We start from the raw sequence: 19,492 nt of genomic DNA on the forward strand, positions 1-19,492 counted from the left end.
ATGAAACGAATTACTATTGCTTTTATATCTCTCATTTTCCTATGCCTGAGGGCACATGCTCAGGACCCGAAACTACCTGCCACAAACCTTGGCCTATCCAACATGCAGGATGGCCGTCCACCGGGCACCGGGTTATACTTCCAGCAGTATATGCAGCTTTACTCGGCCAATCAAACTTATGATGCCAGCGGCAACAGGCTTGCGACCAGCGGTACGGTCAATACTATGCTTTCACTTTCACAACTAATCTATGTCAGTAAGACGAAGGTGGCCGGCGGTAATTTTGGCTGGACGGCACTGCTTCCATTGGTAAAAATTACAGCTTACGATGCGGCGAAGACTCCTGTTTCAGTAAATCCTAACCCAATGGGTGATATTATCACCGGGCCGTTTATCCAATGGTTTAACCGCAAACTGGCCGGCATGCCTTTGGATCATCGTTTTGAGATGGATGTTATTATACCTGCCGGAGCATGGAACAGTGGCTATGCTATAAATCCCAGCGCACATTTTTATTCAGTAACTCCACATTATACGTTTACGCTATCACCTGCCAAACAGCTTTCAATAAGCACGCGGCAGATGCTGACTTATAACTTTGATGAGATGGGTACCGATGTAAAGGCAGGCGCGTTTTACAACGCAAATTATTCGCTTGAATATGAAGTGCTCCCTCGTTTCAGGGCTGAAATTGCCGGTTATTACCTTAAACAGTTTGCACAGGACAGTAAAGGGGGTAATAGCAATTTTTACCAGGACACTTATGGATTAATTGATACGCGCGAACGTGTACTGGCCGTTGGCCCGGGTTTGGGTTACGTAACACCTACCGGGCTATTTATAGAAGTCAAGAACATGTGGGAAACGGCAGCACAAAACCGTACGGAGGGTTACCGGGCAACATTGGTGCTGGCCTATAAACTGGATAAATAATAATTATTATTAACTAATAGAAATACAGTTATGATATACCTTACTACTCATATAATCATGCTTTTATGCATACTTACTGTTTTTACCCGATTTTTTAACCTTTATCCATTTGGTGACGGTGCAGCATAAAAAATTTACCAAACTCATGGTACAGGCATTGGAGATACTGCTCATATCAGTATTTTCCACTGCCACCATGAGTGGCGGTATATTATGGATCAAACAGGGTATCGGTCAGGATTTTCTTTTCCTTTGGCTGAAAGAATTCTTGCTTGCCTGTTGTATTTCAATCCCTTCGGGATACCTCATTGTACCATTGGTTGTACATTACACCAAACGCTTTAAAGAATAATATAATTACTTACGGCTCCTTATCCTGCTGAAGGAAACCGGCGTAATGCCCAGATAGGAAGCTATATAATAATGCGGTACCCGCTGCAATATTTCCGGGTGCTCTGTCATGAGCGCACGATAGCGTTGCTCGGGCGAATAACGGACATGATCCAGCAACAGGTTTATGTAATGAAACATCCGTCCACGAATAAACAATTCAAATCTAGCCCTAAAGGCCGGAAGCGTTTCCATCAACTTAAAATAATCGTCGCGATGTAGTGAATAATAGGTTCCCTTTTCCAATGTTTCAAGGTTGAACCGGCTGGGTTTTTCTTCAAGAAAACTCTCCATAGAACAAACTAATGTGCTCTCGAAAAAAAATTGTATAGTAACGTCTTTGTCCACATCGTTGAAATACAAACGTATACATCCATCCACAATAAAAAACATTTTTTTAGCTACCTCTCCTTCGGCAAGCAGAATTGTTTTCGCTGGTAGTTTTTCCTTCTTAAAAAGTCCCTTGTAGCTTTCCCAGTTTTGGGTTATATCAGGAATATGTAAATCTATAATATCCTTGATATCCTTTTCCATAGGGCAAGGTAGTTATTTCCCGATTCTTATAGCGACCAATTATTAAGTTAGTTACCATCGAATAATTGGATTCTCTCAAAAAAATCTGCCGTTAGTGGTTTAGATACCCGATTTTTATCCTCAATTTTGATCTCTTTAATGAATGAAACTTCTCCTTTAGTACGCCCCCCATTTAAAGAAGCATTCCAATTCTGGTTGAAGTTAGGTTGGATTAGTTTTGGCGGGACCGCCGGACATATCGCGCTAATGCATGATTTTTTTGTCGACAAAAAAAAATGGATCAGCAATGACCACTTCTTTCATGCGCTGAGCATTTGCATGCTCCTGCCAGGGCCCGAAGCGCAGCAGCTTACCATTTACATCGGCAGGCAATTACACGGTAAAAAAGGCGGCCTGGTGGCTGGTATACTGTTTGTGTTGCCCTCCATGTTAATTCTGCTGGCATTGAGTATCATTTATGTAACCTATGGCAATTTGCCGTGGATTAATTTGATGTTCAATGGCTTAAAACCAGCGGTCATTGCCATCATTATAATAGCTTTATATAAAGTTGGTAAAAAATCGTTACAGGGGCCTTTACATTTTCTGATTGCCGGGCTTGCTTTTGTTTGTATTTTCTTTTTTAATATTTCTTTGCTGCTGATCATTATCGGAACGATTTTGCTGGCCCTGATTATCCGTCATTTTAAACCGAACCTATTGGGGGGTGAGGCTCAAATACAAAACCCGGATTTAACAGAAACCTACACTACTGAAAGCACCGGTACAGCTTCGGCTACAGGTTTTAGCTTTGGGCGGTTAACTGTTCAGCTATTGGTTTTCCTGGTATGCTGGCTGATACCCTTTGCTTGCTTTTTTCTTTTTTTTGATGATTTTTCTTTTTGGCAAAAACTGATCTTGTTTTTTACGCAAACCGCTTTCTTTACAGTTGGCGGCTCTTATACCGTACTGCCTTATGTTGCGCAATTTGCGGTAGGTAAATTAAACTGGCTGTCTAAAACGCAGATGGTGGATGGCTTTGCCCTGGCGGAAACCACGCCGGGCCCATTAATTATTGTTGTTGGGTTTGTGGGATTTATGGCGGGTTATCATCATTTCCATACCTCATTGGTTATGGGGAGTATCGCTCTGGTAACCACCACGTTCTACACGTTCCTGCCTTGCTTTCTATTTATTTTTGCCGGAGCCCCTTTAATCGAACAATCGCATGGCAGCGAGGCGGTGGGTAGTATTTTAAAACTGGTTACCGCTGCCGTTGTGGGTGTTATCTTGAACCTTACTGTTTTTTTGGGCCGGGATGTCCTCTTTCCCGGTGGCCTGGCAATGGCTCACCTAAACCTGTTTGCCTTAGCTTGGGTTATGATTTCCCTGTTATTGCTGGCTAAATTCAGGCTGAACGTGGTTTACTTAATTTTACTGAGCCTGGCAGGCGGGTTGTTGCGGTATTTTTTAGTTATGTGATAAACGGTAAAGCTTAAGAAAAGGCTAATCCGGCATCTGTTTTATATTACCTCGTCTATTTCTGCTGTTATTTATAAAACCCCGTTTTTTATTAACCAGCCCTTCATTAGGGCAAGGTATTCCGGCGAGATAAATTTAACGTGTGCATAATCCTCAACACCGGTATGCTCATCTATATAAGCGGCGTGGTTAACCCTTTTAAGTAAATAGATATCAGAGTTATTATGATAATCCAACTGAAGAACGTTGAGGATTTTGACACTGCTTTCTACGGGGATACTTTTATCTTCTGAACCATACATCCAGATGACAGGAACCCGGATACGGCTGATATACCGGGCAGGGTCGTAGAAGCACCAATGGGTATAGGTGTTAGCATTAACTAATTCTTTATAATGAGACTTAACATATTCGGCCTTGTCCCCTAAAAAATAGGAACTGATCAAGGATTGTTTGATCATCACAGGATACCATAGCTCCCCCTTGTATTTATTTTTTAAAGTGTCCAGGTTTTTCCAATTGTCAAAATGCTGAACGGTTAAATATATTTCACTTAAAAGATCAGTAGCCTTACTGATATCTGCATCGCGATAACCATAAAACCGCAACGATTTATCTATACCGGCAATCTCCTCTTCAAAAGCAGTGGTTGCCGGACCTGAGAGTATCATCGCAAAATGTAACAGGGGTTGATGGATCAGCGCAAGCGGAGCGACCCAGCCCCCCTGGCTGAAAGCCCATAAACCAATTTTATTACCGTCCACTTCCGGTAAAGCAGCCCCAAACTTAGCCGCTTCAGCAATATCTTCTGCTTGTAAAAAAATATCCGGGCCGGGCTCGCCGGTTGATTTTCCTACTCCTCTTTTTTCAAATACAAGCGTTGCAATCCCCCAACTGGCAAACAAATAGGATTCTTTGTAGAAATCATTTGTCATTAATTCAGAGCCGTGCGCCACGATCACCAGGGGCACTTGATGAGCAACGTTCGGAATTACCAGTTTCGCATTCAAAATAATGTTCCCGCCTACGGGAATAGAAACATACCTTTCAGTATAGGTCAACTTATGGTAGGTCATCACTTTCCCCTGAATATTTTTAATAACTATTGTTTTATTGTCCCTGGAAAATTGCAAGGTCGCGGTGTCATGCTTCCCTGTCGAATCTGGCTTTTCATTGATATTACCAAGACTAAACAGATTTTCATTTATTTTTCTTAAAGTGCCTATCCTGCCGTCATGGGTGTTAAAATAAGAAAGATAATCCGCTCCCATTTCGTTAAAGACGATGGTATCCACTTTTGACGTATAAATACCCCTATGCGGATTTTGCGCAAAACTATTATTGGAAAAGAGCTGGATCAATCCTAAGATCAATATAAAAAACCGGGATACTGACGTGATTTTTTCTGTGATAACCATTTCTTTAAATTTAAGTTCGTTATCTATGACCTACGTTATTACCAATAGGTTACAGTTTATCATAATTTAATAATCGCCGCTTTTATTCATTGGCTTTGAATTGGCGAATTAAGGTTGTATGGCTGAAAATCAGTCAGGACAGGGAAGGAATTTTTCGCTCTTGTTGGTGTTATCACCAACAAGTACTATAATGTCATAATTAGCACATGGCCGATATGAATTTTGATTGTCATAGACCGGTTTGACCATCGCGCGTTTTGGTGGTGATAACACCAACAAAGGCCAGCAATGGAAATGACATTTTTGTAAACTAAACTATTTCCTACTACAATGTCGTAATCAGCACATGGCCGATATGAATTTTGATTGTCATAGACCGGTTTAACCATCGCGCGTTTTGGTGGTGATAACAAATTTATCTGAATGACTGCCCTATACTTATCAATTTAATAAGATCCTTCACTACGTTCAGGATGACAAAAAGGTGTTTTTAACATTCCTGATTTTGCTCAACTTCTTCTTCATCCCCCAACCTTTTTACCAATCTAAACACAGTAGAAAAAGATATGCCTGTATCCTTAGCAATCTGGCGCAGACTACGGCCCTGTTGGTGCAGCCGCGTAATGCGGGCCTCGGTATTTTGGCGGTGCTGCTCGGTGTAGTGTACCAGGTGGTCGGCTTCGTTGCCCGGCCCTACAAATTCAAATTGCAGAAAATTATAGTGTTTGATGATCTCGCAAAGGTACACATTAGCCGCGCCGTAAACCTGGCTGCCGCTGCGCTGTTTAATTTGTTTAAGGTAACGCATCTCCGTTTTGGCCTGGCTTTCGCCGATGGCAAACGCGCTGTCGGCAAAATTGATGAGCATTTTACTGCCCTGCAAATCATTTCGGGTAACGGGCCTGGCGGGGTTGCGCTTGGGCGTATGCGCCAGTACGAGTATAGAAAGGCCGTATTTGTTTTTAAGGGTTTGCAGCCTATGCATCAAACTAATGGCGCTGGCAGCAGCCTGGGTGCCGCTGCGCAGGCAGGTAATGTTATCAATAATGATGATACGCGCCTGACTGGTAATAAGCGCGTTTTCGAGCGCGTTAATGATATAATCATGATAACTGTTAAACTTATGCGCCCCGCTGGCATTGGGGTTAAAAACTACCCGGTAAAAGCTGGTGCCAAACTGGTGCCGGCCATGCAAATCGCTGGTATATCTTTTGGCGAATTGCTGATCGTTCAGCTCAAAATCAAAATATAAAACGGTTGAAGGTTGTTGCTTCATAGCAAAACGGGGGATAGGCGTGCCCCGGCTAAGGGCATCGCCAATTTGCACCGCCAGTATGGATTTGCCCACATTGGTATCGGCAAAAAGGATACATAGCTCGCCCTCATACCAAAAATCGCCAAAAAGCATCCCTGTATTGGGTTGGTTATTAGTTATCTGCAAAAAGTCGGCAGCCGGTTTAATAATAAACGCGTCTTTACTGTCGGCCGGAGTTTGCAACAGGTTATTAAGTGTTTGATTTTGTTTAGCGGTTAGCGGGCCCTTAGCCATAGACCGGATAAGCTCAATTTCCGTTGGTCGCTCAAAATAATGAGCGGGTTTACTGTAATTATCCATAAAAATTTGGGTTTTATGCAAGGTAGGGAAGTCCGCATAAATTTATGGTGACGCTAGTTTGTCAGTACGGCAAAAAAAAGTGTTTCATCAGGTGTTTCACCCCAATTTTGCAAAAATTGGTAAAATAACATAAAATACTTATTATAAGATATTTATCATGATTTACCTAAAGTGTTAGTACTGTTTCAAAGTGTTTCACTCGTTTTGTTAAAATACTTAATATCAATAAGTTAACCTAAAATAATGTTTCATGTGTTTCATATTTTTGTGAAACACTTTGCTGCGCTGTTGTTGTGTTAAAATGTTTTGTAGTTGCTAAAATTTATATACTTTTAGCAACTACATGGAAGCAAAAAACAACAAAAAAACCATTTGGGCATGGTGCATGTTCGATTGGGCAAATCAATCTTATAACATGGTGATAACCAGCACCATTTTTCCGGCGTATTATGTAGCCGTAACCGCCAATAAAAAAACCGGCGATGTGGTTACCTTCTTCGGACATAAATTTGTTAATACCGTATTGTCTAATTTCGTTTTGGGCATATCCTATTTGGTGGTGGTAGCTATATTGCCTATTCTAACTTCCATTGCCGATTATAAAGGTAATAAAAGGGCATACCTTCAGTTTTTCACCTGGTTGGGTGCGTTGTCATGCGCGGGCTTGTTCTTTTTTAAGCCCGATAGCGGCCTCGAAATACCCATGACATGTTTCGGACTGGCGTGTATAGGTTATTGCGGCGGCTTTGTTTTTTACAACTCTTACCTTCCGCAAATAGCCACCGAAGATCAGTTGGATAACGTAAGTGCCAAAGGGTTTATATATGGTTACGTGGGTAGTTTGGTGATGCAGATATTATGTTTTATAGTGGTATTGTCGCCTAAAACCTTTGGCATTACCAGTGACGACCTGCCGTCGCGTATTTCTTTCGTAATGGTATTTGTATGGTGGATGGGCTTTTCTATTATACCTTTCAGGTTATTACCAAAGGGGCAACCCAACGCAGGCAAGCACAATTACAATGTATTTACAGGTGGTTTTAAAGAGTTGAGCAAAGTTTTTAAAAAGGTGCGTACCATGCCTTTGCTGAGGCGCTTTCTTTCTTCTTTTTTCTTTTATTCGGTGGGTGTGCAAACCATTATGCTGGTAGCTGCCCAGTTTGCCGCAAAAGAGTTAAATATGCCGCAGGATACCTTAATAACTATTATATTGGTTATACAGGTGGTGGGTGTAATAGGGGCATGGCTCACATCGATACTATCGGCTAAATATGGCAATATAAAAACGCTGGTTGGTTTAGTATCCATCTGGACGGTACTTTGCTTATCAGTATACTTTATAGCCAACACACCGCAGTTTTTTATTGCAGCCACAATAGTGGGGGCAGTAATGGGAGGGGTGCAATCCATATCGCGTTCCACCTATTCAAAATACCTGCCACCTAATATACCTGATACGGCTTCGTTTTTTAGCTTTTATGATGTAACCGAAAAATCATCAATAGTTGTTGGTTTGCTCTGCTTTGCCTCTGTTGAAGCATGGACGCATGAAATGCGCGATGCGGCTTTAGCCTTAGATTGCTTTTTTGTTGTAGGGCTTATGCTGATGATATCGCTGCTATTTGCCGAGAAGAAAGCTAAAAAAACACCTACGGCCCCACACCCGGAAGTGGCAATTGTTTAATAGACCAGTGAGCCTTATATTTTATGATATACTGGTGTAATTGTTTGTAAATAGCTATAAATAGCATCTATTTCGTGGTCATTTAGGCTTTTAAATTTTGCCATCGGGGGATGAAGTTTCCTTTTGGGCGATTCGCCGTCTTTTAAAGCTTTTCTAAAATCTGCTTTGGTATATTTTCCTATTCCGGTTTCTTTATCCGGGGTGATATTAGAAGCGTATATATCATCGCCTTGTTCATTTTTAAATTTTGCACCGCCTGCCAGGTAACCTTTGGTCTGCTCCGGGTCGATGTAATTTAACGAAGTAAGCTTTTTAGAATGACAATGAAAACAGCCAATATTATCAACCAGGTAGCGTCCCATAGCAATATTATCAGCAGGTAATATTATACCGGTTTTATAAGGCAATGGTTTTGCGGTCATGCCCATATATAATTTCCCAATAATATTATAATGAGTAGTGCCAATAGTTGTATCACCCGCGGTAACAGCCGGATCATTTGAGCGTAAATAAACTATGATAGCGTTAATATCCTCATCAGCCATATTAGGGCGCAACATATAAGGTATAAAACGGCCATCCTTGGCAATACCGGTTTTAAGCAAATACTTTAGCTCGGCATCAGTATAATGCGGAGGGATGCCATAGGTTTTTGAATTGGTAAGATTTGCCGAATATACCTTGCCAGCAATTCCCGGAACATCATGAATAGGATTACCGATAAACTTATTAACCGAACGATTATAATGGCAACCGGCGCAGGAACTAAATACCAGTGCTTTTCCTCTTTCAAAAGCCAATGGCGATATGGTTGCTTTATAATTTTCTTGCCCGGTAGCGAAGTGTGTTTTACAGCCGTATACTGTAATTATTAAACATATAATAGTGATAAATCTATATTTTTTCATAATTACAGATATGTACCCATTTGTTGGAGATATCTTATTAAAAGACAGAATTGCCAATACAATGTTTTAGAAATAATTAAATCATATAACTTTAAAGTAAACGGCTTAGGTTTTAGGACTAACAAAAACTTTTTCTCAAATTAGCGCCCAATGAAGACCGAACTATTTATACCCTGTTTTATAGATCAACTATTTCCGGATACTGCTTTTAATACTGTTAAGGTATTAGAAAAAGCAGGCTGTACCGTTGAGTATAACCCGGAGCAAACCTGCTGTGGACAACCGGCATTTAATGCCGGCTTTTGGGATGAGGCTAAAGTTGTTGGTCGGAAATTTCTGGATGGATTTTCTGAAGATAGCGTCATTATAACCCCGTCTGCATCATGTACGGGTATGGTAAAGAATTATTATAATGATTTGTTTACCAATACAGTAGTTCATAATAAATGCCGTACCATACAGGGCAATATTTATGAGCTTTCTGATTTCCTGGTAAACATACTGCAATTTGATTATTTTGGGGCAGAGTTGGAGGGCCGTGCCGTTTATCACGATAGCTGCGCCGCTTTACGCGAATGCAAGATAAAAGAAGAACCGCGCCAACTACTATCAAAGGTATTAGGACTTGAACTGGTTGAACTGCCGCAAAACGATACCTGCTGCGGCTTTGGCGGGACATTTGCGGTTAAATTTGACGCTATATCAAGTGCTATGGCACAGCAAAAAGTAGAAAATGCGCTATCTGTAGATGCGGAATATATCATCTCGACGGATGCGTCATGCCTACTGCACCTGCAAAGCTATATCGACAAAAATAACCTCCCTATAAAAACCATCCATTTAGCCGATGTGTTGGCGCATGGGTGGGGGAATGTATAGTTAAAACCAATTTTGGCAGTTGGTTTGCTGCAATTCCAACATGCAGTCTTATAAAACAGCCAATCAGAATACCGGCGTTGTTGCCTACGAAACAGGCAAAGACAGCATCAGCATAAAATTCAGGGATGGATCTGTGTACTTATATACTAACAAAAGCGCAGGTGCGCAGGCTATCGCCCAAATGAAGATCCTTGCTAAAAAGGGGGAGGGGTTAACCACCTACATTAATCAGCATGTTAGGGAACGTTATCAATCCAAATTGCTTTAAGTATCAAGCTAATTGTTTTTGATATAGTTTATAGTTCTCATCATCATAACAAACAAATATTACTTTTTCAATTTGTGGGTGATTAGCCAGGAAATCACTAACTGTATGTATAGCAATTTCAGCAGCATCAGGTTTTGGGAAATGGTATACCCCGGTACTTATATTAGGAAAGGCAATAGTTTTAACATGGTTTTGCACGGCCAATTCCAGGCTGTTACGGTAAGCATTAGTCAGCAATAGGTTAGACCGGGCACTTTCACTTTTACTCCATACAGGCCCAACCGTATGTATTAGATATTTGGCAGGCAGATTTCCGCCTGTGGTTATCACGGCTTCGCCGGTTTTACAGCCGCCCTGGCGCTCACGTATTTTATAACATTCTTCCAATATAGCCTTGCCTCCGGACCGGTGTATGGCCCCATCAACCCCGCCACCTCCTAATAAAGAAGTATTTGCAGCGTTAACAATAGCATCGGCTTTTATTTTTGTGATATCGCCCTGTAATAATTCAATACGTTCGTTCATAACAGATTAACAACTGTTTAATAAGTGAGTTTTAGATAACCAATAAAATCCTTAAATTCGCAACTCAAAATATGGTTACACACGTAGGTGACCGAGAAACGTAATTTTATAAACTTTAAATCATAGTTGTAGATGATTAATATTACACTACCCGATGGGTCCGTTCGTCAATATGACAAAGGGATCACTGCCATGCAGATAGCATTGTCTATCTCCGAAGGTTTAGCCCGTAACGTATTAGCCGCCGAAGTTGACGGCCAGGTTTGGGACTCAAGCCGCCCAATAGAACAAGATGCTAAAGTAAAACTGTTAACCTGGAACGATACTCAAGGTAAATCAACTTTCTGGCATTCATCGGCACACTTAATGGCCGAAGCTTTAGAAGCGCTTTATCCCGGTACAAAATTTGGTATTGGCCCGGCTATCGAAACCGGCTTTTACTATGATGTTGATTTTGGCGACCGTGAGTTTTCATCAGACGAATTCAAGAAAATAGAAGATAAAATAATTGAGCTGGCAAAAACCAAAGAAGAGTTTGTTCGCAAACCTGTTTCTAAGGCAGATGCATTGGCATATTTCACCGAAAAGGATGATGAATATAAGCTGGACCTGTTAAAAGATCTGCCTGATGGTTCTATCACTTTTTACTCGCAGGGTAACTTTACAGATCTTTGCCGTGGCCCGCATATCCCTAACACAGGTTTTATAAAAGCTGTTAAACTGATGAGTGTTGCCGGTGCCTACTGGCGCGGCGACGAAAGCCGGAAACAGCTTACCCGTATTTATGGCGTAACTTTCCCTAAAGCAAGTGAGCTTACAGATTACCTGCATTTACTGGAAGAAGCCAAAAAACGCGATCACCGTAAGCTGGGTAAAGAACTTGAATTGTTTGCTTTTTCTGAAAAAGTAGGAATGGGTTTACCGTTATGGTTACCAAAAGGTACAGCCCTGCGCGAACGTTTAGTTAATTTTTTACAAAAGGCACAGGTTAAAGCTGGTTATGAGCAAGTGATCACCCCACATATTGGTCATAAAAATTTATATGTAACTTCTGGCCATTATGAAAAATATGGTGCTGATGCTTTTCAACCTATAAAAACACCGCAGGAAGGAGAGGAGTTCTTTTTAAAACCGATGAACTGCCCGCACCATTGCGAAATTTATAAAACCAAGCCACGTTCATACAAGGATCTTCCGGTACGTTTGGCCGAGTTTGGTACCGTTTACCGCTATGAGCAAAGCGGCGAGTTGCATGGCTTAACCCGTGTACGAGGCTTTACACAGGACGACGCGCATTTATTTTGCCGTCCCGACCAGGTAAAAGAAGAATTTAAAAAGGTTATTGACCTGGTACTATATGTGTTTAAAGCATTGGGCTTTGATGATTATACAGCACAAATATCTTTACGCGATCCTGAAAATAAAGCCAAATACATCGGTACCGATGAAAATTGGGCTCTTGCAGAATCTGCTATTATTGAAGCGGCTGACGAGAAAGGCTTAAAAACTGTAGTTGAATTAGGCGAAGCGGCATTTTATGGCCCCAAGCTTGATTTCATGGTAAAAGATGCCTTGGGCAGGAAGTGGCAACTGGGCACTATACAGGTTGATTATAATTTGCCCGAACGCTTTGAACTGGAATATACAGGAAGTGATAATCAAAAACATCGCCCGGTAATGATCCATCGTGCGCCATTTGGGTCGTTAGAGCGTTTTGTGGCGGTATTAATTGAACATTGCGCCGGCAATTTTCCGCTTTGGTTATCGCCTGAGCAGTTTATTATCTTGCCGATATCCGAAAAATACGAAGAATATGCAAAAAAACTTTCAGATGAGTTAAAAAATTCGGATATTTGCGGGCTAATTGACTTCAGGGATGAAAAGATAGGGCGTAAAATACGTGATGCTGAGGTCAAAAAAATCCCGTATATGCTGATTGTGGGTGAAAAAGAAGCTGCAGAAGAAGTAGTTTCGGTACGCAAACATGGTCAGGGCGATTTGGGAAGTATGAGCATAGAAGAATTTAAAAAACAAATAATTAAAGAAATAACCGTATAACTTGGCATTAAACAAACCTTTCAACAGAGGACCCAGGCTTCCTTTTAAGAAAAAAGAAGCTGAACATAACATCAATCAATTTATCAGGGCTGCAGAAGTTCGTTTAACAGGCGATAATGTAGAACAAGGTATTTATTCATTAAAAGACGCGTTAGCGATAGCTGTAGAACAAGATCTGGATCTGGTTGAGATATCTCCTAATGCTGTACCTCCTGTTTGTAAAGTAACAGACTATAATAAGTTTATTTACGAGCAAAAGAAAAAGCTGAAAGAGATAAAAAGTAACGCCAAGCAAACAGTTATAAAAGAAATACGCTTCGGACCGAATACTGATGACCATGACTTTGACTTTAAACTAAAGCATGCTACCAAGTTTTTAGAAGCAGGCGAAAAAGTAAGAGCTTATGTTCACTTTAAGGGCCGTGCAATTGTTTACAAAGAGCAGGGAGAAATATTGCTGTTGCGTTTTGCACAAGCTTTAGAAGAAGTAGGCAAAGTTGAGCAGTTACCAAAACTTGAAGGAAAACGGATGTTTTTAACCGTAGCTTCAAAAGGAGCTAAGAAATAAAATTAATGTGCAGATGCATAAATATGCAGATGTGCAAATGAAGATAAAGCGTTGAGATAACGTGAATAACTAACACAAATAAATAACGGATATGCCAAAAATGAAAACCAATTCCAGTGCAAAAAAGCGCTTTAAGCTTACTGGAACCGGTAAAATTGCAAGAAAGAACGCATACAAAAGCCACATCTTAACAAAGATGTCAACAAAACGTAAGCGTAACCTAACTCACACTAGTTTAGTTTCTAATGCTGATATGGGTAACGTTAAACGCATGCTTTGTATCGGGAAGTAATTAATTAATTTTTAACCAGGTATTAGAGTTTTAAGTTTTCGTTTAAACGAAACACTCACTACCAAAAATCAAAAGAAATGCCACGTTCAGTTAACGCCGTAGCGTCGAGAAGACGCAGAAAAAGGATCATGAACCTCGCCAAAGGTTATTGGGGTTCAAGAAGCAAGGTTTATACCGTTGCTAAAAACACAGTAGAAAAAGGTTTACAATATGCTTACCGCGACCGTAAAACCAAGAAAAGAGAATTCAGAGCATTATGGATCCAACGTATCAACGCTGGTGCCCGTCAGCACGGAATTTCTTACTCACAGTTAATGGGTAAATTAACTGCAAAAGAGATTGGTTTAAATCGTAAAGTATTGGCTGATTTAGCAATGAATCATCCAGATGCATTTAAAGCGATAGTTGACGCAGTAAAATAATAGTATTTTACAGATATTTAAAAGACCCGCGATGAGCGGGTCTTTTTTTTGACTAATAAATCAGTCATTCTCCCGAAAGCTGATTTATTTACTTATATTAGTTTTTTAACTGATCTTATTAATTCATGAAGGACACTAACCATGTATAGTGATAAGCGTGGATTTAAAACAAAATAGGAAAGCCCTGCTGGTAGCGGGGCTTTCCTATTTTACAATTATTGCGAAGTTTAATTTGAAGCCGATTTATGTACTGTCGGCTTATGACTTTTTCCGTTATGGGCTATAACCGGTTTTAAAGAGGTATCAATATCCATGTACTGCTTAAAGTTGCGCACATCGTTATCAACTATGTTTTTAAAGAAAGGGTTTAATATATGCGCTATGCTTGCGCCAACGCCGCCTGCAGGTGGCTGGTAAGTTATTATCACATCAACCAAAGTGCCTTTTCCGTCGGCAGCATCTCTGAAATATACTTTACCGGCGTTATCAATTATTGAATTTGGTAATGAACTCCAGCCAATTACTTCGCCGGGTTTATCTTTTACTATGCTCGCGTCCCAACTTACGGTGCCAACTCCAGTAGGTAATTTAAGCACCCAGTGTGAGCGCTCGTTATCCAATAGTTCCACACTTTCCAAATGGTTCATAAATAAAGGCAAATTATCCAATTTGCGCCAAAAATTATAAACTTCCTGGCGTGGTTTGTTAATAGTAAAAGTAGACCGGATATTAATATTAACCGGTTCCTGTGTATTCTTTCCTATCCTTGAGTAAATAGCGCAATGCCCGCTAACGCCTCTATTTAATAAATATCCGCCCGCGCCTAATTTTAAAATGCTGGTGAATGGGCTTGAAAATAAATTACCCAATCCCGATAAAGCAAGTTTTACACCTGCCGCTATAGAAATATAACGCTCCGGCCAGTTTAAATTAATCTCTTCTTGTTCAGAATTTATATTTCCTTTAATAGGTTGTATTGCTATGCTTGTCATAATATTTAATCTATATCAGATAAACAGCATTAAAGCAATGAGGTTTTAATTTATTTAAAATGAACTATATTATGGTAAGTAAAATTGAATTTTGACAGATAGGTATGTAAATAGTTCTGCTTTAATGTCCGATCATTTGTATTGACTCGCATAACTCTTAACTTTAATTATTTAAAGCTAATAATGTACCGACACACCATAAAAAACAAAGTATACAGGTTTGAGGATTTAAAAACGCTGCTTGCCAGGGCGTCGCCATACCGGTCGGGTGATGAGTTGGCAGGAATATGTGCTTCAAGCTATGAAGAGCGTGTGGCAGCGCAGATAACTTTGGCAGATGTGCCATTAAAGACTTTCCTGAATGAAGTAGTTATACCCTATGAGCATGACGAAGTAACAAGGCTTATTATTGATACGCATAATAAAGAAGCTTTTGAGCCGATAAGCCATTTAACCGTTGGTGAATTTTGCGATTGGCTGTTAAGCGATGATACCACAACCCAAATCTTGCAAAGCATTGCAACAGGTATAACCCCCGAAATGGCTGCAGCGGTATCTAAACTAATGCGAAACCAAGACCTTATCGCAGTAGCAAAAAAATGCGAAGTGGTTACCAGGTTCTGTAATACCATCGGTTTAACGGGCCATTTTTCAACCCGCCTGCAACCCAACCACCCAACGGACGACCCTAAAGGTGTTGCAGCAAGCATTATTGACGGGCTGCTTTATGGCAGTGGCGACGCCGTTATTGGCATTAATCCGGCAACAGATAGCCCCACGGCTGTAGCTAATTTATTATTACTGATAGATAACCTGCGGCAGCAATTTAATATACCTACGCAAGCTTGTGTACTTAGCCATATCACCACAACTATACAGCTTATAAATGAAGGCGTACCGGTTGATCTTTGCTTTCAATCCATAGCCGGTACAGAGAAAACCAACTCAAGCTTTGGCATTAGTTTAGATCTGATAGAAGAAGCTCACCAGGCAACCTTATCATTAAAACGAGGTACCGTGGGCGATAACGTAATGTATTTTGAAACCGGGCAGGGTAGCTGCCTGTCGGCCAACGCAAATTTTGGGGTCGATCAGCAAACTTGCGAAGCACGTGCCTATGCTGTAGCAAGAAAATATAAACCATTGTTAGTTAACACAGTTGTAGGATTTATCGGGCCTGAGTATTTATATGACGGAAAGCAAATTATACGTGCGGCATTAGAGGATCATTTTTGCGGAAAATTGCTGGGCCTGCCTATGGGGGTTGATGTATGCTACACCAACCATGCCGAAGCCGACCAGGACGATATGGATAACCTGCTTACCCTTTTGGGAGTAGCCGGATGCAATTTTGTTATGGGTATACCGGGTTCTGATGATATTATGCTGAATTATCAATCCACCTCATTTCATGATGCTTTATATCTGCGTAAAGTATTAGACCTGCGTCCTGCGCCCGAATTTGAACTATGGCTGATTACCCAGGGGATAGTTGATAATAAGGGTAATTTATTATCGGTTGATGCAATGCATGGGTTGCTTAAAGCGGGTAAGATATGAAAAAGACAATCAAATCTGCAGAGCCATTAATTGCATTGCAGGAATTTACGGCCGCACGTATAGCTATTGGGCGGCCCGGCACCAGTATCCCGCTTAAAGAATCGCTGGAGTTTAAATTGGCCCATGCACACGCGCGGGATGCCATATATTCAGAATTAGATATTGTTGGATTGACAGATAGCCTTAAACAATTTAATTTACCCGTATTGCATCTGCAAAGTATGGCCGGATACAGGGAGCAATATTTAAAAAGACCAGACTTAGGCAGGAAATTAAATGAGGTATCATTAACAGGCTTGGCAGATCATCATTCACCAACAGACATATCCATAATTATAGCAGAAGGACTATCTGCAACAGCAGTTAATGCAAATGCCTCAGGTTTGTTAGCAGCATTGATGCCCCTGCTGCAATCAGTAAATTTAAAATTGGCTGATATGGTACTTGTTGAACAGGGCAGGGTAGCTATAGCCGATGAAATAGCATCAGCGTTAAAAGCTAAATTATCATTAATATTGATAGGTGAACGGCCCGGGTTAAGCTCGGCAGATAGTATAGGGGTTTATTTAACTTATAACCCTAAACCGGGTTTAACAGACGAATCAAGAAATTGTATATCTAACATAAGGCCCGGTGGCCTCAACTATAAACAGGCGGCAGAAAAGATATTCTATTTAATACAAGAATCCTTTAAAAGAAAACTCTCTGGCTTTCTTTTAAAGGATAATGCGGGATTGTTGAAATAGCAAATATTAAATCAATTATCATCCATCTTTTTATATTTTTGGATATACCCCTGGAAACCAATAGGGTCAAGATTTGGATCTGTAAAAATAAGCTGTACCTGCACAACGTCCTCAGTTATAATACTAACAACAACCTGGGCAACATTACCCATATCAGTTGTTCCGGGTTTTGGACTTACCAACATATTATATTGGTATGGATTAGTTGAAGGCACAGTTTTTTGCGATTGATAATCAAAATTGGTTGTGTGAAACTTGGCTTTTATACCTGCATTGATGATTTTATCTCCACCATAATAAGGTAAGTCACATTCTGCTACACCATGCGAAATACTAAAATAAGGCGATCCGGATAAAAGTATCTGGTTCATATTTTTAGGAAAAGCTTTTTCCATAATTATAGTAAAATCAGCAGTGTCAATCATTTTTTGGTAAGCCGCCATTCTTGCCGCTTTTTTATCTACTTTTTGTGCTTTTACCGAATTTATGCTTAATAAAGCAACTGTAAAAATCAATACGGTTTTTATTAATGTGTTCATTCTCATGGTTTTTTGGTTTATTGGTAGTTTAGTATAATTTTTTAAAGCTAATAAGTTTTTAAATAAAAACCATGCGCTCACTTTTCCTTTTTTTGCTCTTCAATTATCCCGTTGAATGATATGGACTCCCTGTTAAGGCTGGTAACCTGCAATGATGCATATCCGTCGGATGATATAGTAAGCCTCAATAATTGCACATCTTTTGAGCCGGATGTTTCCCGGTCTTTTGGTTTAATAACAATATTCCAGTTGCCTTTTTTATTTCGTTCCGCTTTATAATCAAAATGAGTAGTGTTTAATTTTATGCCTCCATCGCTTGCATCCATAGGTGCAGTATATGCCCTGCCAAAATAAGGAAGATAAATAACTAACTTGTTTTTTGAGACAGATACGCTATATTCACCGTTTAGCGGTTTACCGCCACCATGTAAGGGCAATACATAATTAGCTATAAAAACATAATTTACAGCATTTATAATTCTGCTTGTTTCGGCTGATCTGGCCGCTTTTTTATCCGCTTTCGCGCTTTGTGCATTTACAGTGTTAAAACTGTATATACAAATTAGGGCAACACCTAATATTTTAAGTAATTTTTTCATTGTAAGTAGGATTTATAATATATCAAAAGGTTTATTATAAATAAAAATACTCAAATATTGTTTAATAAAAAAGCTGCCCTCAATAACAATCGTGGAGGCTTTTTGTGGTGTGGTTTTTAAATTATCCTTCATAAAAATCTATTAAAGCGCCAAAGTAGCTATTGTTCCAGCCATCAACAAAATCATCATACCCGGAATCGGGAATATTGGTATGTCTTAATTCTGCTGATGTGCCTCCTTTATCAGGATGCAGTTTGATGGTGACAATAGATTCTTCTTCCTGCCCATCAAAATACCATTGCTGAACTATTTTTTTACCGGGATCAAACTCAAGGTTCTTCCCAACAATACTTCCATCCCACATAGAAAATTCAGAGCCGGGTTCTGTCGACATTTCTGCAGTATCACCCGTCCACAACTCAATAGTAAGCGGATTGGTAAGCGCTATATAAACTTCATCCGGAGTAGCCGGAATTATATAATATTTTTTAAAATCTTTCACTTGCGCAATTTAGCTATTTACAGGGCCAATTGGCAACACCGTTTTTCCATAAACTTCATTTAGTACCTGGGCAATACCTGCATAAATTGCCGATGCGCCACAAATTATACCTTCATATCCGGCTAAATGTGTAATGTTTTTATTTTCAGTAGCATCGCCAATAGTCAGTAATGCAAATAAAATGGTAAGTGAACCAAAAACAAACTGTAACGCGCGATTTAATTTTAGTGTACCAAAAAACATAAAAAAGGTAAACAAACCCCACATTGCCAAGTAAGCAACCATGGCAGAACCCGCCGGAGCGGCAACCCATCCTAACTTAGGTAATACAATTAAACCTACAAGCGAAAGCCAGAAAAAGCCATAAGATGTAAAAGCTGTTAAACCAAAAGTGTTATTTTTTTTAGCTTCAATAATACCGGCAATCACCTGTGCCAGGCCACCATAAAAAATGCCCATTGCCAGTATCATCGAATTCATTTCGAAAAAGCCGGCGTTGTGGATGTTTAACAGAACGGTTGTCATACCGAAAGCGCATAAGCCAAGTGGTGCAGGATTGGCTATGCCATCCTTAACAGGAGCAATTGTTGTCATAAAAT

General features: G+C 40.1%; 22 protein-coding genes. 12 read left to right on the forward strand and 10 right to left on the reverse strand.

Annotated elements, in window-relative coordinates; all coding sequences use genetic code 11:
• Together JWP71_RS08430 and JWP71_RS08435 are read left to right on the forward strand one after the other, a co-directional pair.
• On the forward strand, positions 1 to 933 hold the full coding sequence (locus JWP71_RS08430) for a transporter (protein ID WP_299498580.1): 933 nt from the start codon (positions 1 to 3) through the stop codon (positions 931 to 933).
• Between the two features lie 112 nt (positions 934 to 1,045).
• Positions 1,046 to 1,285, forward strand: coding sequence for a DUF2798 domain-containing protein (locus JWP71_RS08435; protein WP_299498582.1), 240 nt, complete (start codon positions 1,046 to 1,048; stop codon positions 1,283 to 1,285).
• Between the two features lie 5 nt (positions 1,286 to 1,290).
• Here JWP71_RS08435 and JWP71_RS08440 read toward each other — a convergent pair whose 3' ends face one another.
• Positions 1,291 to 1,857, reverse strand: a complete 567-nt coding sequence (locus JWP71_RS08440; RefSeq protein WP_299498584.1) for a Crp/Fnr family transcriptional regulator — start codon at positions 1,855 to 1,857, stop codon at positions 1,291 to 1,293.
• Between the two features lie 138 nt (positions 1,858 to 1,995).
• On the opposite strand from JWP71_RS08440, the gene chrA reads away from it, so the two are divergent.
• Positions 1,996 to 3,318 (forward strand): chromate efflux transporter, encoded by a 1,323-nt coding sequence (gene chrA / locus JWP71_RS08445; protein WP_299498587.1) that lies wholly within the window; start codon positions 1,996 to 1,998, stop codon positions 3,316 to 3,318.
• Positions 3,319 to 3,389: 71 nt separating this feature from the next.
• Here the strand turns inward: chrA and JWP71_RS08450 are convergent, their stop codons facing one another.
• Both JWP71_RS08450 and JWP71_RS08455 read right to left on the reverse strand, forming a co-directional pair.
• Positions 3,390 to 4,736 carry an alpha/beta hydrolase gene (locus JWP71_RS08450; protein WP_299498589.1) on the reverse strand — a complete coding sequence of 449 codons (1,347 nt, stop codon included), beginning with the start codon at positions 4,734 to 4,736 and terminating at the stop codon, positions 3,390 to 3,392.
• 490 nt (positions 4,737 to 5,226) lie between these two features.
• Positions 5,227 to 6,351, reverse strand: coding sequence for an AAA family ATPase (locus JWP71_RS08455; RefSeq protein ID WP_299498591.1), 1,125 nt, complete (start codon positions 6,349 to 6,351; stop codon positions 5,227 to 5,229).
• A gap of 343 nt (positions 6,352 to 6,694) precedes the next feature.
• Between JWP71_RS08455 and JWP71_RS08460 the strand changes: the two genes are divergently transcribed.
• Positions 6,695 to 8,035 (forward strand): MFS transporter, encoded by a 1,341-nt coding sequence (locus JWP71_RS08460; protein WP_299498593.1) that lies wholly within the window; start codon positions 6,695 to 6,697, stop codon positions 8,033 to 8,035.
• Between the two features lie 14 nt (positions 8,036 to 8,049).
• Here the strand turns inward: JWP71_RS08460 and JWP71_RS08465 are convergent, their stop codons facing one another.
• Positions 8,050 to 8,943: a c-type cytochrome gene (locus JWP71_RS08465; protein ID WP_299498595.1), complete on the reverse strand. Its 894-nt coding sequence runs from the start codon at positions 8,941 to 8,943 to the stop codon at positions 8,050 to 8,052.
• Positions 8,944 to 9,093: 150 nt separating this feature from the next.
• On the opposite strand from JWP71_RS08465, the gene JWP71_RS08470 reads away from it, so the two are divergent.
• Complete coding sequence (locus JWP71_RS08470; protein ID WP_299498597.1) at positions 9,094 to 9,822, forward strand: (Fe-S)-binding protein; 729 nt, start codon at positions 9,094 to 9,096, stop codon at positions 9,820 to 9,822.
• Between the two features lie 40 nt (positions 9,823 to 9,862).
• Positions 9,863 to 10,090: a hypothetical protein gene (locus tag JWP71_RS08475; RefSeq protein WP_299498599.1), complete on the forward strand. Its 228-nt coding sequence runs from the start codon at positions 9,863 to 9,865 to the stop codon at positions 10,088 to 10,090.
• Between the two features lie 3 nt (positions 10,091 to 10,093).
• On the opposite strand, the gene JWP71_RS08480 is transcribed toward JWP71_RS08475, so the two are convergent.
• Positions 10,094 to 10,615 (reverse strand): O-acetyl-ADP-ribose deacetylase, encoded by a 522-nt coding sequence (locus JWP71_RS08480; protein ID WP_299498600.1) that lies wholly within the window; start codon positions 10,613 to 10,615, stop codon positions 10,094 to 10,096.
• Between the two features lie 132 nt (positions 10,616 to 10,747).
• Here JWP71_RS08480 and thrS point away from each other — a divergent pair, with 132 nt between their 5' ends.
• The 4 genes from thrS (at position 10,748) to rplT (ending at position 13,955) form a co-directional block, all read left to right on the forward strand.
• The gene (gene thrS / locus JWP71_RS08485) at positions 10,748 to 12,673 is read left to right on the forward strand and encodes a threonine--tRNA ligase (protein ID WP_299498602.1); all 1,926 of its coding nucleotides are present in this window, start codon (positions 10,748 to 10,750) and stop codon (positions 12,671 to 12,673) included.
• Position 12,674: 1 nt separating this feature from the next.
• Positions 12,675 to 13,241 carry a translation initiation factor IF-3 gene (gene infC / locus JWP71_RS08490; RefSeq protein ID WP_299498604.1) on the forward strand — a complete coding sequence of 189 codons (567 nt, stop codon included), beginning with the start codon at positions 12,675 to 12,677 and terminating at the stop codon, positions 13,239 to 13,241.
• Positions 13,242 to 13,332: 91 nt separating this feature from the next.
• A complete protein-coding gene (gene rpmI / locus JWP71_RS08495; protein WP_158996148.1) occupies positions 13,333 to 13,533 on the forward strand; it encodes a 50S ribosomal protein L35 in 201 nt (66 codons plus the stop codon).
• A gap of 77 nt (positions 13,534 to 13,610) precedes the next feature.
• On the forward strand, positions 13,611 to 13,955 hold the full coding sequence (gene rplT, locus JWP71_RS08500; protein WP_299498606.1) for a 50S ribosomal protein L20: 345 nt from the start codon (positions 13,611 to 13,613) through the stop codon (positions 13,953 to 13,955).
• Between the two features lie 227 nt (positions 13,956 to 14,182).
• Here rplT and JWP71_RS08505 read toward each other — a convergent pair whose 3' ends face one another.
• Entirely contained in the window at positions 14,183 to 14,947 is a 765-nt protein-coding gene (locus tag JWP71_RS08505) for an SRPBCC family protein (RefSeq protein WP_299498609.1), read from the reverse strand.
• A 183-nt stretch (positions 14,948 to 15,130) separates the two neighbouring features.
• Here JWP71_RS08505 and JWP71_RS08510 point away from each other — a divergent pair, with 183 nt between their 5' ends.
• The gene (locus JWP71_RS08510; protein ID WP_299498610.1) at positions 15,131 to 16,507 is read left to right on the forward strand and encodes an ethanolamine ammonia-lyase subunit EutB; all 1,377 of its coding nucleotides are present in this window, start codon (positions 15,131 to 15,133) and stop codon (positions 16,505 to 16,507) included.
• Positions 16,504 to 17,253 (forward strand): ethanolamine ammonia-lyase subunit EutC, encoded by a 750-nt coding sequence (gene eutC, locus JWP71_RS08515; RefSeq protein WP_299498612.1) that lies wholly within the window; start codon positions 16,504 to 16,506, stop codon positions 17,251 to 17,253. The genes JWP71_RS08510 and eutC overlap by 4 nt, the downstream gene beginning before the upstream one ends.
• Before the next feature lie 11 nt (positions 17,254 to 17,264).
• On the opposite strand, the gene JWP71_RS08520 is transcribed toward eutC, so the two are convergent.
• The 4 genes from JWP71_RS08520 to JWP71_RS08535 form a co-directional block, all read right to left on the reverse strand.
• On the reverse strand, positions 17,265 to 17,792 hold the full coding sequence (locus JWP71_RS08520; protein WP_299498614.1) for a DUF4251 domain-containing protein: 528 nt from the start codon (positions 17,790 to 17,792) through the stop codon (positions 17,265 to 17,267).
• Positions 17,793 to 17,869: 77 nt separating this feature from the next.
• A complete protein-coding gene (locus tag JWP71_RS08525) occupies positions 17,870 to 18,391 on the reverse strand; it encodes a DUF4251 domain-containing protein (protein WP_299498616.1) in 522 nt (173 codons plus the stop codon).
• A gap of 121 nt (positions 18,392 to 18,512) precedes the next feature.
• Positions 18,513 to 18,893, reverse strand: coding sequence for an SRPBCC domain-containing protein (locus JWP71_RS08530; RefSeq protein WP_299498618.1), 381 nt, complete (start codon positions 18,891 to 18,893; stop codon positions 18,513 to 18,515).
• 9 nt (positions 18,894 to 18,902) lie between these two features.
• Positions 18,903 to 19,492: acetate uptake transporter (locus JWP71_RS08535; protein WP_366143527.1), on the reverse strand; the 590-nt coding region annotated here is incomplete at its 5' end.

Source organism: Mucilaginibacter sp. (assembly GCF_028287845.1).
GTDB lineage: Bacteria > Bacteroidota > Bacteroidia > Sphingobacteriales > Sphingobacteriaceae > Mucilaginibacter.

What these genes read in the sequence shown, in the direction of transcription:
- JWP71_RS08510 (WP_299498610.1), top strand. Translation starts at nt 15,131, where the DNA reads ATGTACCGACACACCATAAAAAACAAAGTATACAGGTTTGAGGATTTA.
- chrA (WP_299498587.1), top strand. Translation starts at nt 1,996, where the DNA reads ATGAATGAAACTTCTCCTTTAGTACGCCCCCCATTTAAAGAAGCATTC.
- JWP71_RS08455 (WP_299498591.1), bottom strand. Translation starts at nt 6,351, where the DNA reads ATGGATAATTACAGTAAACCCGCTCATTATTTTGAGCGACCAACGGAA.
- thrS (WP_299498602.1), top strand. Translation starts at nt 10,748, where the DNA reads ATGATTAATATTACACTACCCGATGGGTCCGTTCGTCAATATGACAAA.
- JWP71_RS08470 (WP_299498597.1), top strand. Translation starts at nt 9,094, where the DNA reads ATGAAGACCGAACTATTTATACCCTGTTTTATAGATCAACTATTTCCG.
- JWP71_RS08525 (WP_299498616.1), bottom strand. Translation starts at nt 18,391, where the DNA reads ATGAAAAAATTACTTAAAATATTAGGTGTTGCCCTAATTTGTATATAC.
- eutC (WP_299498612.1), top strand. Translation starts at nt 16,504, where the DNA reads ATGAAAAAGACAATCAAATCTGCAGAGCCATTAATTGCATTGCAGGAA.
- JWP71_RS08450 (WP_299498589.1), bottom strand. Translation starts at nt 4,736, where the DNA reads ATGGTTATCACAGAAAAAATCACGTCAGTATCCCGGTTTTTTATATTG.
- JWP71_RS08505 (WP_299498609.1), bottom strand. Translation starts at nt 14,947, where the DNA reads ATGACAAGCATAGCAATACAACCTATTAAAGGAAATATAAATTCTGAA.
- JWP71_RS08430 (WP_299498580.1), top strand. Translation starts at nt 1, where the DNA reads ATGAAACGAATTACTATTGCTTTTATATCTCTCATTTTCCTATGCCTG.
- JWP71_RS08440 (WP_299498584.1), bottom strand. Translation starts at nt 1,857, where the DNA reads ATGGAAAAGGATATCAAGGATATTATAGATTTACATATTCCTGATATA.
- rplT (WP_299498606.1), top strand. Translation starts at nt 13,611, where the DNA reads ATGCCACGTTCAGTTAACGCCGTAGCGTCGAGAAGACGCAGAAAAAGG.
- JWP71_RS08520 (WP_299498614.1), bottom strand. Translation starts at nt 17,792, where the DNA reads ATGAACACATTAATAAAAACCGTATTGATTTTTACAGTTGCTTTATTA.
- rpmI (WP_158996148.1), top strand. Translation starts at nt 13,333, where the DNA reads ATGCCAAAAATGAAAACCAATTCCAGTGCAAAAAAGCGCTTTAAGCTT.
- JWP71_RS08475 (WP_299498599.1), top strand. Translation starts at nt 9,863, where the DNA reads ATGCAGTCTTATAAAACAGCCAATCAGAATACCGGCGTTGTTGCCTAC.
- JWP71_RS08480 (WP_299498600.1), bottom strand. Translation starts at nt 10,615, where the DNA reads ATGAACGAACGTATTGAATTATTACAGGGCGATATCACAAAAATAAAA.
- JWP71_RS08465 (WP_299498595.1), bottom strand. Translation starts at nt 8,943, where the DNA reads ATGAAAAAATATAGATTTATCACTATTATATGTTTAATAATTACAGTA.
- JWP71_RS08460 (WP_299498593.1), top strand. Translation starts at nt 6,695, where the DNA reads ATGGAAGCAAAAAACAACAAAAAAACCATTTGGGCATGGTGCATGTTC.